The 12,396-nt window shown below is 33.1% G+C and carries 15 protein-coding genes; 8 read left to right on the top strand and 7 right to left on the bottom strand.

What is annotated here, in order from left to right:
• Positions 1-81 precede the first annotated feature (81 nt).
• From NRK67_13485 to NRK67_13475, 3 genes are all read left to right on the top strand, one after another.
• Positions 82-633 (top strand): GNAT family N-acetyltransferase, encoded by a 552-nt coding sequence (locus NRK67_13485; GenBank protein ID UUV18293.1) that lies wholly within the window; start codon positions 82-84, stop codon positions 631-633.
• Positions 634-825: 192 nt separating this feature from the next.
• On the top strand, positions 826-1,017 hold the full coding sequence (locus tag NRK67_13480; GenBank protein ID UUV18292.1) for a hypothetical protein: 192 nt from the start codon (positions 826-828) through the stop codon (positions 1,015-1,017).
• A 21-nt stretch (positions 1,018-1,038) separates the two neighbouring features.
• Entirely contained in the window at positions 1,039-1,509 is a 471-nt protein-coding gene (locus NRK67_13475) for a YbaK/EbsC family protein (GenBank protein UUV18291.1), read from the top strand.
• A 99-nt stretch (positions 1,510-1,608) separates the two neighbouring features.
• On the opposite strand, the gene lpdA is transcribed toward NRK67_13475, so the two are convergent.
• The 6 genes from lpdA to lipB all read right to left on the bottom strand — a co-directional run bounded on the left by lpdA (position 1,609) and on the right by lipB (position 8,009).
• On the bottom strand, positions 1,609-2,976 hold the full coding sequence (gene lpdA, locus NRK67_13470) for a dihydrolipoyl dehydrogenase (GenBank protein UUV18290.1): 1,368 nt from the start codon (positions 2,974-2,976) through the stop codon (positions 1,609-1,611).
• A gap of 10 nt (positions 2,977-2,986) precedes the next feature.
• The gene (locus tag NRK67_13465; protein ID UUV18289.1) at positions 2,987-4,237 is read right to left on the bottom strand and encodes a 2-oxo acid dehydrogenase subunit E2; all 1,251 of its coding nucleotides are present in this window, start codon (positions 4,235-4,237) and stop codon (positions 2,987-2,989) included.
• A 112-nt stretch (positions 4,238-4,349) separates the two neighbouring features.
• On the bottom strand, positions 4,350-5,327 hold the full coding sequence (locus NRK67_13460; protein UUV18288.1) for an alpha-ketoacid dehydrogenase subunit beta: 978 nt from the start codon (positions 5,325-5,327) through the stop codon (positions 4,350-4,352).
• Positions 5,327-6,409 carry a pyruvate dehydrogenase (acetyl-transferring) E1 component subunit alpha gene (pdhA, locus tag NRK67_13455; GenBank protein UUV18287.1) on the bottom strand — a complete coding sequence of 361 codons (1,083 nt, stop codon included), beginning with the start codon at positions 6,407-6,409 and terminating at the stop codon, positions 5,327-5,329. Before pdhA ends, NRK67_13460 begins: the two co-directional genes overlap by 1 nt.
• Positions 6,406-7,269, bottom strand: coding sequence for a lipoyl synthase (gene lipA / locus NRK67_13450; protein UUV18286.1), 864 nt, complete (start codon positions 7,267-7,269; stop codon positions 6,406-6,408). Before lipA ends, pdhA begins: the two co-directional genes overlap by 4 nt.
• 113 nt (positions 7,270-7,382) lie before the next feature.
• The gene (lipB, locus tag NRK67_13445) at positions 7,383-8,009 is read right to left on the bottom strand and encodes a lipoyl(octanoyl) transferase LipB (protein ID UUV18285.1); all 627 of its coding nucleotides are present in this window, start codon (positions 8,007-8,009) and stop codon (positions 7,383-7,385) included.
• Between the two features lie 249 nt (positions 8,010-8,258).
• On the opposite strand from lipB, the gene NRK67_13440 reads away from it, so the two are divergent.
• The 5 genes from NRK67_13440 to NRK67_13420 are packed head-to-tail and all read left to right on the top strand — an operon-like array spanning position 8,259 to position 12,073.
• Positions 8,259-9,146, top strand: coding sequence for an RnfABCDGE type electron transport complex subunit D (locus NRK67_13440; protein ID UUV18284.1), 888 nt, complete (start codon positions 8,259-8,261; stop codon positions 9,144-9,146).
• Positions 9,147-9,749 (top strand): FMN-binding protein, encoded by a 603-nt coding sequence (locus NRK67_13435; protein UUV18283.1) that lies wholly within the window; start codon positions 9,147-9,149, stop codon positions 9,747-9,749.
• Positions 9,742-10,347, top strand: a complete 606-nt coding sequence (locus NRK67_13430) for an NADH:ubiquinone reductase (Na(+)-transporting) subunit D (protein UUV18282.1) — start codon at positions 9,742-9,744, stop codon at positions 10,345-10,347. Before NRK67_13435 ends, NRK67_13430 begins: the two co-directional genes overlap by 8 nt.
• 10 nt (positions 10,348-10,357) lie before the next feature.
• Positions 10,358-10,951 carry an NADH:ubiquinone reductase (Na(+)-transporting) subunit E gene (locus tag NRK67_13425; GenBank protein UUV18281.1) on the top strand — a complete coding sequence of 198 codons (594 nt, stop codon included), beginning with the start codon at positions 10,358-10,360 and terminating at the stop codon, positions 10,949-10,951.
• 15 nt (positions 10,952-10,966) lie between these two features.
• Complete coding sequence (locus NRK67_13420; protein UUV18280.1) at positions 10,967-12,073, top strand: 2Fe-2S iron-sulfur cluster binding domain-containing protein; 1,107 nt, start codon at positions 10,967-10,969, stop codon at positions 12,071-12,073.
• Positions 12,074-12,125: 52 nt separating this feature from the next.
• On the opposite strand, the gene NRK67_13415 is transcribed toward NRK67_13420, so the two are convergent.
• Complete coding sequence (locus NRK67_13415) at positions 12,126-12,323, bottom strand: hypothetical protein (protein ID UUV18279.1); 198 nt, start codon at positions 12,321-12,323, stop codon at positions 12,126-12,128.
• Positions 12,324-12,396: the final 73 nt, after the last annotated feature.

Raw genomic sequence — 12,396 nt, 5'->3', positions numbered from 1 at the left:
CATATATTTTGGAGGAGTAAATCAATCTATTGAAGAGGTTAATGTATGTTAAGAAATTAGTGAATTTTTTTAGGAGGTTCCATGAGAACAAATATTAAATTGAGAAAATTAGAGATAAAAGATTTAGAAAGTTACTTAGAATTAAACAGGCCAGAGAGGGAGTTCCATAAGTATAATGGCCCGTATTTTGAGAAGTTAACATTAAAAGATTTAAATGAAGAGGTTGAAAATTACAGGAAGAAATTTTTAAACGGAGAAGAAGATGTAAAATCAGGAAAAATGATTGTCGATGCAGATAACGATGAACTGATTGGGGCACTTAACTCTTATTGGAAATCTAAAGAAACACTATGGATGGAATTTGGGATTCTTATCTTTAATGAGAACTATTGGGGGAAAGGAATAGGTTATGATGCATTAAAGATATGGATAACGGAGTTGTTTAATGAAAATCCTCAGATTGTAAGACTTGGTCTTACAACTTGGTCAGGAAATGAACGGATGATGAAATTATCAGAAAAATTAGGGATGAAAAAGGAAGCAACTTATAGAAATGCCCGTATTCTGGATAACAAATATTACGATTCTGTAAGCTATGGTGTATTGAGGGAAGAGTGGGAAGCTCGGATTTAAAAAATATTGAATAAAAAACCAAGGGAAATACCCTTGGTTTTTTGTTTATATAAATGTTCATAAAACTTTTATTCCTTTGGGATTTTTTATAAAATTATAGGTAATTGTTACCCTTCAGTAAGGAAAAATTGATTTTCTTTCAAGATTGTAGTATAAAGAGTATTAGGATTAAAATATTTGGAGGGGAAGATAATGAGAGTATCTAAAGGATTATTAAAAAAATTAGAAGAAATGTATTCTCAATATGAAAAAGATGTTCCAAAGGCAGAAGAAAGTAAATATTTAAAAGAAAATCCTAAAAAAACTTATATATTGCATAATAATAATTTTATGAAATGGCTTAAACATGATTTTGAGTCAGAAGAGAGAAATAAAGAAAACTAATATTAAATTAGGGGGGGAATCATGAGTGTTCAGAGTGTAAAACAGTATTTTAAAGATAATAACTTTCCTTTAAAGATTATTGAAACCAATGAAAATACTTCTACTGTAGAAAAAGCAGCAAAAGCACTGGGAGTAGAACCGGATATGATAGCTAAGACTCTGGCATTTGAATTGAAAGAAAAGGAAATTTTAATTTTGACTAAGGGCCGTGCCAAAACTGACAATAGAAAGTTCAAAGATTATTTTAAACAAAAACCTAAATTTGTTAAGTGTGAAAAAGTCGAGAAGGTCACAGGTCATCCTATAGGAGGAGTCTGCCCCTTTGGTCTTCCTAAAAAATTAGAGATATATTTGGATATATCTTTGAAGGAATTTACCACGGTATATCCGGCAGGAGGTTCTCCTAATTCTGCTGTAAAGATAGATGTAGAATATTTATCCGAGATAACTGAGGGAGTTTGGATAGATATTACCAAGGATGAAACGATATAAATTAAAAAAATAAGGGCTTAAAAGCCCTTATTTTTAATGATCTTTCAAATATTTATTTTGGGACATACCCATGAGTTATACACATTTTATAATTTTAAACTAAATATGAATTGCTTTATCCACTATTCCCATGGCAGATTCTACAACAGCCTCAGACATAGTTGGATGAGGGTGGATAGCCCGTGTTATCTCCTTGGCAGTTCCTTCTAATTCCATAGTCGTAACTATCTCACTAATCATATCAGTTGCATGGCTTGCAACAATATGAACTCCTATTACTTCATCATATTTTTTAGTAGCTATTATTTTTACAAAGCCCCTAGCCTCCCCTTCAGCTAATGCTTTTCCATTAACAGATAGAGGGAATTTAGAAATTTTAATTTCATTTGGATATTGTTCTTTAGCCTCCCTTTCAGTGAGGCCTACCCCTGCTACTTCTGGAAATGTATAGATACAATAAGGGGCTTTTTTATAGTCTATTTTTTGATCCTCTCCAAAGATATTTTCCACTGCTACAACTCCTTCATGAGAAGCAACATGTGCTAACTGCATGGTTCCATTGACATCCCCAGCAGCATAAACTCCACCTATGCTAGTTTCCATCCTATTATTTGTTTTAATAGCACCTCTTTCTATCTTTAAATTTAAATTTTTTACTCCCTTTAAATTAGGTGATCTTCCTATACAAACTAAAACTTTATCACCTTCTAATTTCACCATTTTTTCACCATCAGTATACTTAATATAATTACTTCCTATATAATTTGTATTTGCATTATAGATTATTTCTACATTTTTTTCCTTCAAAACCTCTGTAATCTCTTGAATTACGTCTTTGTCCAGAGGATCGAGAATTCTTCCACTTCTTTGAATTATGGTAACCTTTGTCCCTAAGGTCGCAAAGAGTATTGCAAACTCTATTCCTATTACACCTCCTCCTATTATTGTTAATCTTTCAGGGATCTCTTCAATGCTTAAAATTTCTGTACTTGTCATTAGATAACCTTTTTCTATCGCTTCTTTTGTTCCTTCTATTTCAGGGATCCTGGCATTTGATCCTGTACATATAAGTAAATTTTTACATCTTAGTTTTTCACCATTAACTTCTACTGTATTTTTATCAATGACCTCTCCCACTCCATTAAACATATCTATTTTATTTTTTTTTAGTAGGAACTCTACTCCTGTAACAAGCTTATTTACCACTCTGTCTTTTCTTTTTATAACATTTTCCCAGTTTATATTAAAACTTCCATCTATATCTATTCCAAATTTTTCAGCTTCTAACATGTCACTAAATAGTCTCGATGATTTTAACATAGTTTTAGTAGGAATACACCCCACATTTAAACAAACTCCTCCGTATCTATTTTTTTCTATTATAGCTACTTTCATTCCCAGCTGACTTGCTTTTATACTGGCCACATAGCCTCCAGGACCTCCCCCAAGAACAATTAAGTCATACATATTTTCCCTCCTAACTAAGTAATAATAACTTTGGATTTTCCAGATAAGACCTAATTTCTTCAGAGAATCTTCCCCCATCTGCTCCATCTATTATTCGGTGATCTACCGACAGAGATATTGGTAGGATTGATCTTATCTGAATTTCTGAATCGACTATTACAGCCTGTTTATTAATTCTTCCTACCCCTAGTATAGCCACTTCCGGATGTTTAATTATAGGAGTACCTGCTCTAGCAAATTTTCCAAAATTACTCACAGTGAATGTCCCCCCTGTTATATCTTTCATGGATAATTTTTTATTTTTAGCTCTATCACCTAAATCTTTTAATTTTTCACTTATTTCAATAATACTTAAAGTGGATAAATCTTTTAACACAGGAACTACCAGCCCATAGTCAGTATCCACTGCTACTCCTAAATTTACTTGTTTTTTATAAACTATTTCTTCTCCATCTATCGTGGAATTAAATATAGGATATTTCTTTATCCCTAAATAAACTGCCTTCATTATAAATGGCATATAGGTTAATTTAATCCCTGTCTCCTCTGATAATTCTTCCTTTAATTTTACTAATTTTTCTAAGTCTATATCATCAAATAGAGTAGTATGGGGTATTTCTTTCTTTGAAATACTGGTAGCTTTAAAGATCGCTTTTCTTACTTCTGACATCTCTTCCCTTATATTATCACAACTTTCTGAAGCTATTGATTTTGTTATTTCTGCTTTAACCTCTTCTGTCTTATTGTTTAAGTTATGGAAATTTTGGATATCATCTTTCATTACTCTTCCATTTAAACCGCTGCCTCTAACTTCATTTATATCTATCTTTAAATCTTTAGCCATCCTTCTAGCTACTGGGGTTGCTAAAGATTTTTTCCGGATTATCTTCTCTTTTTTTTCTTTTGTAGAAAAACTTGGAATTAATTCATTAGAAACAGTCACCTCACCTACGACACTTGCTCCTTTTTCTTCCTCTGCTTCTTCTTTTTTTTCTTCTATTACCGTTTCAATAAGATTAGCAGAATTATTGTCATCGATGACAACGACTACATCACCTACATTGATAATATCATTTACCTCAAAATTAATAGCCGTAATTATACCATTAGCAGGTGAAGGTATTTCAGCATTTACTTTGTCTGTTTCTACTAAAAATAAACTGTCTCCCTCTTCTACCGCATCTCCAATCTTAAAAAAACAATCTATTACTTTTCCCTGGTGGATTCCTTCTCCAATATCAGCAAATTTAAACTCAAACATTGTCTCCCCCTCTTTTTCCTTTTTAATATCTAGGAGATATAAAATTATTCAAATAAAATAAAGTTTATATTCCCTAGATTATACTCATCTGGATGGAACGTCACGTTCCTTTTTAATAATTTATAAGTTCTTTTACCTTTGATTTAATTTTTTCCGGATTAATCATAAAGTATCCCTCTCCCTTTGCCAATGGTATTGTAATATCATATCCCGTTAATCTGGTAGGAGGACACTCTAAGTGTAAAAAAGCTTTTTCATTTACTATTGAAATTAATTCTGCTCCTACACCAAATGATTTTACCGCTTCATGAACAACTAAAAATCGTCCTGTTTTCTTCACAGAGTTTTCTATTGCTTCTTTATCAATTGGGGAAATAGTTCTTAAATCAATCAACTCTACACTTATCCCCTCTTCTTCTAAATCCTTTACTGCTGATTGTATCTCCGGGATCATTGCTCCCCATCCGACTACAGTAATATCATTTCCCTCTTTTAAAATTCTTGCTTTCCCAATAGGAACTTCATAGAGTTCTTCCGGAACTTCCTGTTTAAAAGCTCTATATATCCTCTTTGGTTCCAAAAAAACAACCGGATCAGGATCTTTAATTGCCGAGATCATCAATCCCTTTGTATCATAGGGATTTGATGGTATCACAACTTTTAACCCCGGTGTATGAGCTAAGATTGCTTCTATACTTTCAGAATGATGTTCCAGAGCTCTTATTCCACCTCCATATGGCATCCTTACAACCATTGGTACTGTAAACCTCCCCCTGCTTCTATTCCTAAATCTGGCTCCATGGACCAACAGTTGGTTTAATCCGGGGAATAGAAACCCTTGAAACTGTATTTCTAAAACCGGTTTCATCCCGTTTATTGCCATTCCTATTCCTGTTCCTATTATGGCTGCCTCTGTCAGAGGGGAGTCGAAACATCTGTCCTTTCCATACTTGGCCTGTAGACCTTTTGTTGCCCTGAATACTCCTCCTTCAAAACCTGCATCTTCCCCATAGATAACTATTTTTTCATCTTTTTCCATCATTTGATCCAAAGCCTGATTCAATGCCTCTATATTATTTAAAGCCCCCATTAATTTTTCCCCCCTTCCAGTTTTTTAGCTTCCTCATATTGTTCCTTTAAATTTTCTGTCATCTCTTTATAGGTATATTTAAAAATATCTTCCAGTGGAGTTATATTTTCCTGATCAGCCTTTTCAAACTCTTCAAACACTGTTTTTTTACATTCCTCTCTGATTTTTTCCTCGTCTTTTTCAGTCAAAATACCTTTTTCTATCAAAAAGTTTTTAGTTCTGATAATAGGATCTTTAGACATCCCCTCTAGATGCTCTTCCTCACTTCTATAGATAGTGGGATCATCTGCCGTTGTATGGGGGCCCTGCCTGTAGGTTACTGCTTCAATCAGACTTGGTCCATTTCCTGATCTTGCATTCTCTACAGCTTCTTTTGTAGCAAAATACATTGCAAAGATGTCATTTCCGTCAACTTTTATAGATGGAATTCCTGCTGCAATTCCTTTTTGAGCCAAGGTTTTTGCTTTTGTCTGGGACTTTACGCTGGTACTTATGGCAAACTGGTTATTCTGGATAATGAATATTACCGGAGCATTCATTACTCCTGCAAAATTTATTCCTTCGTAAAATTCCCCTTCGGAAGTCCCACCGTCTCCTATATAAGTTACTACTACTTTATCCTCTTTAGTATATCTAAATGACATTCCAACTCCAGTTGCATGATTAAACTGAGTCCCGATTGGCACTACAATAGGCAGCATATTTATATGGTCCGGAATTTTGCTTCCCATTTCATTTCCACACCAGTATAAGAAGATATTTTTCATAGGTAATCCCTTATATAACCAGGCAGCATTACTTCTAAAAGCAGGAACTAACCAATCGTCCTCTCTGCACGCTGCCATAGATGCCACCTGTAAACCTTCCTGACCCAGTGTAGGAGCAAAAGTTAACATTCTCCCCTGTCTCTGGAACTTCAGTGCCCATTCATCCTGGATTCTAGATAAAACCATACACCTGTACATTTTCAAGAGCATATCTTTATCTATATCCTTATAATATTTTTCATTTACTACTTTTCCGGTTTTATCTAATATTTGGAATACTTTTCCTTCTAAAGGATTGTGGTTTTCAAAAATCATAACTCCCCCTTGATCTTATTCATTAATTTTTTTATACTATCTATGGCATTATAAGAGCTCCTTATAAATCTTCCGCTTTCAACAACTGGTATACCGATTTTTAAAGCCAGTCTCTTATACATAATAAATTTTTCATCTGTTATATACTCAGAAACTTTTATATGTTTCTCACTGGGGCGCAGATACTGCCCTATTGTCAGTATGTCACAACTTATATCCTTTAAATCCTCTACAGAATCAGCTAATTCATCTATAGTCTCTCCAAACCCTAACATTATGCCGCTTTTGGTTATTATGTTTTTATCCCTTTCCTTAACATAGTTAAGGAGTTCTATTGAAGTTTCATAGCTTCCTATGGGCTTTATCTTTTTATGGAGATTTTCTACTGTTTCTATGTTGTGATTGATTACATCTGGTTTAGCATCTATAACTATATCTATTAGTTCTTTTTTTCCATTAAAATCAGGGATTAAAACCTCGATAGTAGCATCTGATATTTTCCTTATCTCCTCTATAGTTTTCTTAAAATGTGCGGCCCCTTGATCTTTTAAATCATCTCTGGTCACAGAAGTTATTACAACATGTTTTAATCCTATCTTCTTTACTACTTCTGCTATTTTTATGGGTTCATTTGAATTTAGGTTCTCTCCTCCAATATCTTTATCTACAGCACAAAATCTGCAGCCTCTGGTGCACTTATTTCCTAAAATCATAAATGTTGCTGTTTTTTTCCTAAAACACTCCCATTTGTTGGGGCAGTTAGCTGCTTCACAGACAGAATTTAATAAATTTTTATCTAAAAGTTTTTCAATTTCATTATCTTTATAAAATTTTTTACTAATCCATTCAGGTTTATTCATTTCCCCCTCCTATTAGATGTTTATTTAATAAAAACTAAATTGTTCTTTATATTTTGCTCATAAAATTTTTTAAATGTCATTTTAAATCTATACTTTTATAAGACTCTATTTCCTTAAGGATAGAAAACTTTTATAAAATTTTCTATAAATTTTTCTTTTAAAACACTCATTTCTACTTCTATATTCAAATTTTTAATAGAAGTTACACCGGCTTCCTTTATCCCACAAGGAATTATTGAATCAAATAGATTTAGATCAATATCATTGTTTAGGGCAATTCCGTGGGTTGTTATCCATTTTTTTACATGGATACCCATGGCACAAATTTTTTCTTCCCCTATCCAGACCCCTGTGTATTTATTCTTTCTGCCACTGTCAATATCTAACTCTTTTAAAATATTAATTACTACCTTTTCTAAATTTCGTAAGTATTTATGTAGATCTTTTCCAAATTTTTCCAAATTTAAAACAGGGTAGCAGATCAACTGCCCCGGTCCGTGAAGAGTTGTTTTCCCGCCTCTATTTACTTTTATACATTTTATTCCCTTTTCATTTAGTGTTTCTTCTGAAAATATCACTTCCTCCTTCTCTGAAGAATAAGCAGTGGTAATCACCGGGACCACTTCTAAAAAGATTAAAACTCCGTCTATTTTCTTATTATTTAGTACATATTCATAAATTTCTTCTTGTTTTTTTTGTCCCTTTTCATAGGTAGTCAATCCTAAATCATGTATTTCCACCATAGTCCCCCTCATATATAATAAAACAAAATATATAGTTATCTTATTTACAGTTAGCTGGGAATTTCCTTTAATCAGAACAATTAATTTCTGTATTTTAGAGGACTTCTTTTAAAAGTTGGTATTATATATCATACAGATTTCTTACCTGGATTTCTTTTTTTACTCGGATAAATACACTTTTATTTTCATCTGATTATTTGAGTATTGTTGGTGTAAGAAAAATAATTTACTCTGGAGGTTACAGATATGTTTCAAAAACAAGCAGTTATGAGAAAAGTTTTAATTTCTCTTACCCCTCTTTTAGTTTTTTCAATATTTTTATATGGTTTTAAAAGTATAGGAATTTTTATTGTTACTTTTACCTTAGGTATATTCACCGAATGGTTGTTTGTTCGAAAAGCAAAGAAGAAAGTAAGTGAAGCCGTTCTGGTCTCCTGTACCCTCTATGCCCTGTCTATGCCCCCCTTAGTTCCCTTGTGGATTGTGGGAATTGGTATTATATTTGGAATTTCTCTTGGAAAGATGGTTTATGGCGGTTTTGGAAGAAATATTTTTAATCCGGCCATTGTAGGAAGGTTATTTATTTATATTTCTTTTCCAAATACAGTCAATCAGTGGTTAAACCCGAGAGGTCTTGATGGTTTTGCAGGGGCAACTCCCCTGGAAATATTGAAAGATGGTGAACTGCCTTCACTTTTAAATTTGTTTACGGGTTTTAAAAGTGGATCTATTGGAGAAGGGTCTATAATACTTATTTTAATTGCTTTTATCTATTTACTGTATACTAAAACCGCAAGTTATAAATCATCTATTTCTACAATAATTGGATTTTTAATTATGCAATCTATCCTCTATTTTATGAATTTAGGAGGAGCTAACCCTATTTATAGTCTATTCTCTGGTAGTATTTTGTTTATTGCTGTATTTATGGTTACGGATCCTGTGTCTTCACCTAAAAAAAATAATTCATTAATTTTATACGGACTACTCATTGGGGTTTGTACATCGCTAATTAGAACTTATTCTCTTTTTAATGAAGGAACCAGTTATGCCATTTTATTAGGGAATATGTTTGCTCCATTGTTTGATGAAACTATTGGGAAATTAAAGTTGAAATTAAAAGGGGTGAAATAGATGGAAAAAAATTCAATGACCTATACTGCTGTTTTTTCATTTGTTATTACTTTTATACTTGTGTTTTTCCTGGCTTTAACCCATATTGTGACTAAAAATAGAGTCTCTGAATATAAGAGAAATTATGAAATTTCCTCTATCTTAAAAGCCGTTGGTATAAAACCTAAAGATCGTGAGGTTCAGGAACAATTTAAATCGGTCTTTAATTTAGAACTTCCTACCGATGAAATTATGACAGCAAAAATTGATGGAAAAGATATACTGGTCAGCAAATTTTCCGGCAAAGCTCTCTGGGGTACAGTAAATGGGATTATCGCCATGGAAAAAAATTTAAAAACTATAAAAGGGATAGATATTATCTCACATAATGAAACTCCTGGTTTAGGAGGACGTATTGAAGAGGAGTGGTTTTTGAAGCAATTTCAGGGGGAGACTATTAATAAAGATAAAATTAAAGTGGTACAGGGGAGTGGAGACGGGAATTATAATTCTAATGATGGAATCGTAGATGGCATTGTTGGAGCTACCAGAACCAGCCATTCTATAGAAGTTATGATAAATCAAAAGATAAAAAGTCTGAGAGAGGAGGCAGGGAATGAATAAATATAAAGGTATCTTTAGAGAAAATTTATGGGATAATAACCCTGTTTTTGTTCAAATCCTTGGGATTTGCTCGACATTGGCAGTTACTAATAGTTTAACAAATACATTTATAATGACTGTTTCTGTAGTGTTTGTTGCTGGATTGACTAATTTTACTGTATCCAGCATAAAACACCTCATCCCCGGTAAAGTTCGTATGATCATACAGACCCTTATAATTTCTTTCTTTGTAATTATAGTAGATTTACTGTTAAGAGCTTATTTACCGGCCATCAGTAAATCTCTGGGGCCCTATGTAGGTTTGATCATCACCAACTGCATTATCATGGGGAGAGCAGAAGCTTTTGCCCAATCAAATAAGCCGCTGATCTCTCTTTGGGATGGGATAACAACAGGGATAGGATATATGTGGGTCCTGATGGCTATAGCTTTTATCCGGGAATTATTTGGTTTTGGCTCGCTATTTGGGATACAGATCATGCCAGAAGGATTTCAAACCTGGACAATAATGATTATGGCTCCAAGTGCATTTTTTATCTTAGGGGTCGTTATTTGGATAATTAATAACATCAAACTTTCAAAAGAAAGTTCAAAATAGGAGGTTTTACATGGCACCAGATATTAATCCATTAGTTTTGTTATTTGCTTCAATATTTACCAGTAATATTTTATTAGCTAACTTCCTAGGGATGTGCAGCTTTATATCAATATCTAAAGATATGGATTCTGCCAACGGTCTTGGAATGTCTGTTACTGCAGTTCTGACTATTACAACGGCTATAAACTGGGTTGTATATAGATTCATATTAATACCTTTTGATCTTTTATATCTTAGGTTTATTGTTTTTATCATAATTATTGCTGCTACTGTACAGGTTTTAGAAATGGTTATCGATCGTTTTTCTCCTGCTCTTTATATGGCTTTAGGTATTTTCTTACCATTAATAACTGTTAATTGTGCTATTTTAGGAGTGGCGTTATTTATGGAGATTAGAGGTTACTCATTTATACAGAGTCTTGTTTTTGCCCTTGGTTCCGGTCTGGGGTGGTGGCTTGCTATCGTTTCTTTAGCAGCCATACAAAAAAAAGTTTTAAAAGCTCCTGTTCCTGAAGGTTTAAAGGGAGCAGGAATAACACTCATAACAATTGGATTCATGGCCATGGCATTTATAGGTTTTTCCGGTATGCTTATAGTTCAGTAAAAGGAGGGAGTGTTTATGGAATTTTTAATTGCACCAATTATCGTTGCACTTCTTGCGGCCTTGCTTGCTCTTGTTATCTCTATATTAGACAAACATCTCAATGACTATGGAGACGTAGAAATTAATATTAATAAAGGTAAAAAAGTGATAAATATAAAAGGAGGGGATAAACTCCTAACAACTTTATCTTCAGAAGGAATTTTTATTCCTTCTGCCTGTGGAGGAAGGGGGAGCTGTGGATCCTGTAAATGTGAAATTCCCACAGATATAGGACCTGTCCTTCCCACTGAAAAACCCTATCTAACCGATGAAGAGATCGATAAAAATACAAGGTTAGCGTGCCAGATTAAGGTCAAAAAAAACCTGGATATGTATATCCCGGAAGAATTATTCAATGCAAAAGAATTTTCCGGTGTTGTTGAAGAGATCAATGATCTAACCTATGACATTAAAGAAGTTATCGTATCTATAGGAGATGAATCTATAGATTTTGTTTCTGGAAGATATATTCAATTAGTTGTTCCTCCATATGGAAAAATAAAAGAATACACTCAAAGGGCTTATTCTATTTCTTCTAAACCTTCGGAAAAAAATAAGATTGCCATGTTAATTCGGCTGATTCCAGATGGAATAGCTACCACATGGGTTCATAATTATATGAAAGTAGGAGATGAATTAAAATTAATAGGACCCTTTGGTAAATTCGAAAAATCAGACTGTAACTCTACCATGGTTTGTATTGCCGGGGGATCTGGGATGGCTCCATTTAAGTCTATGTTCCATGACATGTTGGAAAAAGGAGAAATTGACAGAGAAGTTTGGTATTTTTTTGGAGCCAGAACTACAAAAGATCTATTTTTACTTAAAGAATTCCAGGAGATGGAAAAAAAATGGCCCAACTTTCACTTTATTCCTGCGTTATCAAATTGTCCGCCTGATGAGGATTGGGATGGTGAAAAAGGCTTAATCACTGATGTTTTGGACAAATATTTAAAAACTAAAATTGATCCTTCTAAACATAGGGAAGGGTTTCTGTGTGGAAGTCCGGGGATGATTGGGGCTTGTAATAACATTCTCAATCATAATGGTATAAGAGATATCTTTTATGATAATTTTGCATAAAAAACTAAAAAAATAAGGGATGTATCCCTTATTTTTTTAGTGGATTCATAATTTATTTTGAAACTTTTGTAGTTTTTCTAAAAATATATGAGTTTAAGGGTGTATTTTTAATAGGATTTTCTTTATTTTCAGGATTGTTTTTATAACTCATATAACCAGCATTTCCTTCCAATGATTGTTTTTTTGTTTTACCTAAACTAACCATGAAAACAGACATTAATAATACAGATATCATTATTATTTTCTTCATTTTTTCTACTCCTAATCAACTTATATTTTTGAAGCATATTAAAATACCATAACTATAAATAGATGTCAATAAA

Source organism: Fusobacteria bacterium ZRK30, assembly GCA_024628785.1.
Taxonomy (GTDB): Bacteria; Fusobacteriota; Fusobacteriia; order Fusobacteriales; family Fusobacteriaceae; genus Psychrilyobacter.
The sequence above is the reverse complement of the archived record's forward strand: the minus strand, read 5'-3'. Positions and strand labels throughout refer to the sequence as shown.

What these genes read in the sequence shown, in the direction of transcription:
- NRK67_13485 (UUV18293.1), top strand. Translation starts at nt 82, where the DNA reads ATGAGAACAAATATTAAATTGAGAAAATTAGAGATAAAAGATTTAGAA.
- NRK67_13480 (UUV18292.1), top strand. Translation starts at nt 826, where the DNA reads ATGAGAGTATCTAAAGGATTATTAAAAAAATTAGAAGAAATGTATTCT.
- NRK67_13475 (UUV18291.1), top strand. Translation starts at nt 1,039, where the DNA reads ATGAGTGTTCAGAGTGTAAAACAGTATTTTAAAGATAATAACTTTCCT.
- lpdA (UUV18290.1), bottom strand. Translation starts at nt 2,976, where the DNA reads ATGTATGACTTAATTGTTCTTGGGGGAGGTCCTGGAGGCTATGTGGCC.
- NRK67_13465 (UUV18289.1), bottom strand. Translation starts at nt 4,237, where the DNA reads ATGTTTGAGTTTAAATTTGCTGATATTGGAGAAGGAATCCACCAGGGA.
- NRK67_13460 (UUV18288.1), bottom strand. Translation starts at nt 5,327, where the DNA reads ATGGGGGCTTTAAATAATATAGAGGCATTGAATCAGGCTTTGGATCAA.
- pdhA (UUV18287.1), bottom strand. Translation starts at nt 6,409, where the DNA reads ATGATTTTTGAAAACCACAATCCTTTAGAAGGAAAAGTATTCCAAATA.
- lipA (UUV18286.1), bottom strand. Translation starts at nt 7,269, where the DNA reads ATGAATAAACCTGAATGGATTAGTAAAAAATTTTATAAAGATAATGAA.
- NRK67_13440 (UUV18284.1), top strand. Translation starts at nt 8,259, where the DNA reads ATGTTTCAAAAACAAGCAGTTATGAGAAAAGTTTTAATTTCTCTTACC.
- NRK67_13435 (UUV18283.1), top strand. Translation starts at nt 9,147, where the DNA reads ATGGAAAAAAATTCAATGACCTATACTGCTGTTTTTTCATTTGTTATT.
- NRK67_13430 (UUV18282.1), top strand. Translation starts at nt 9,742, where the DNA reads ATGAATAAATATAAAGGTATCTTTAGAGAAAATTTATGGGATAATAAC.
- NRK67_13425 (UUV18281.1), top strand. Translation starts at nt 10,358, where the DNA reads ATGGCACCAGATATTAATCCATTAGTTTTGTTATTTGCTTCAATATTT.
- NRK67_13420 (UUV18280.1), top strand. Translation starts at nt 10,967, where the DNA reads ATGGAATTTTTAATTGCACCAATTATCGTTGCACTTCTTGCGGCCTTG.
- NRK67_13415 (UUV18279.1), bottom strand. Translation starts at nt 12,323, where the DNA reads ATGAAGAAAATAATAATGATATCTGTATTATTAATGTCTGTTTTCATG.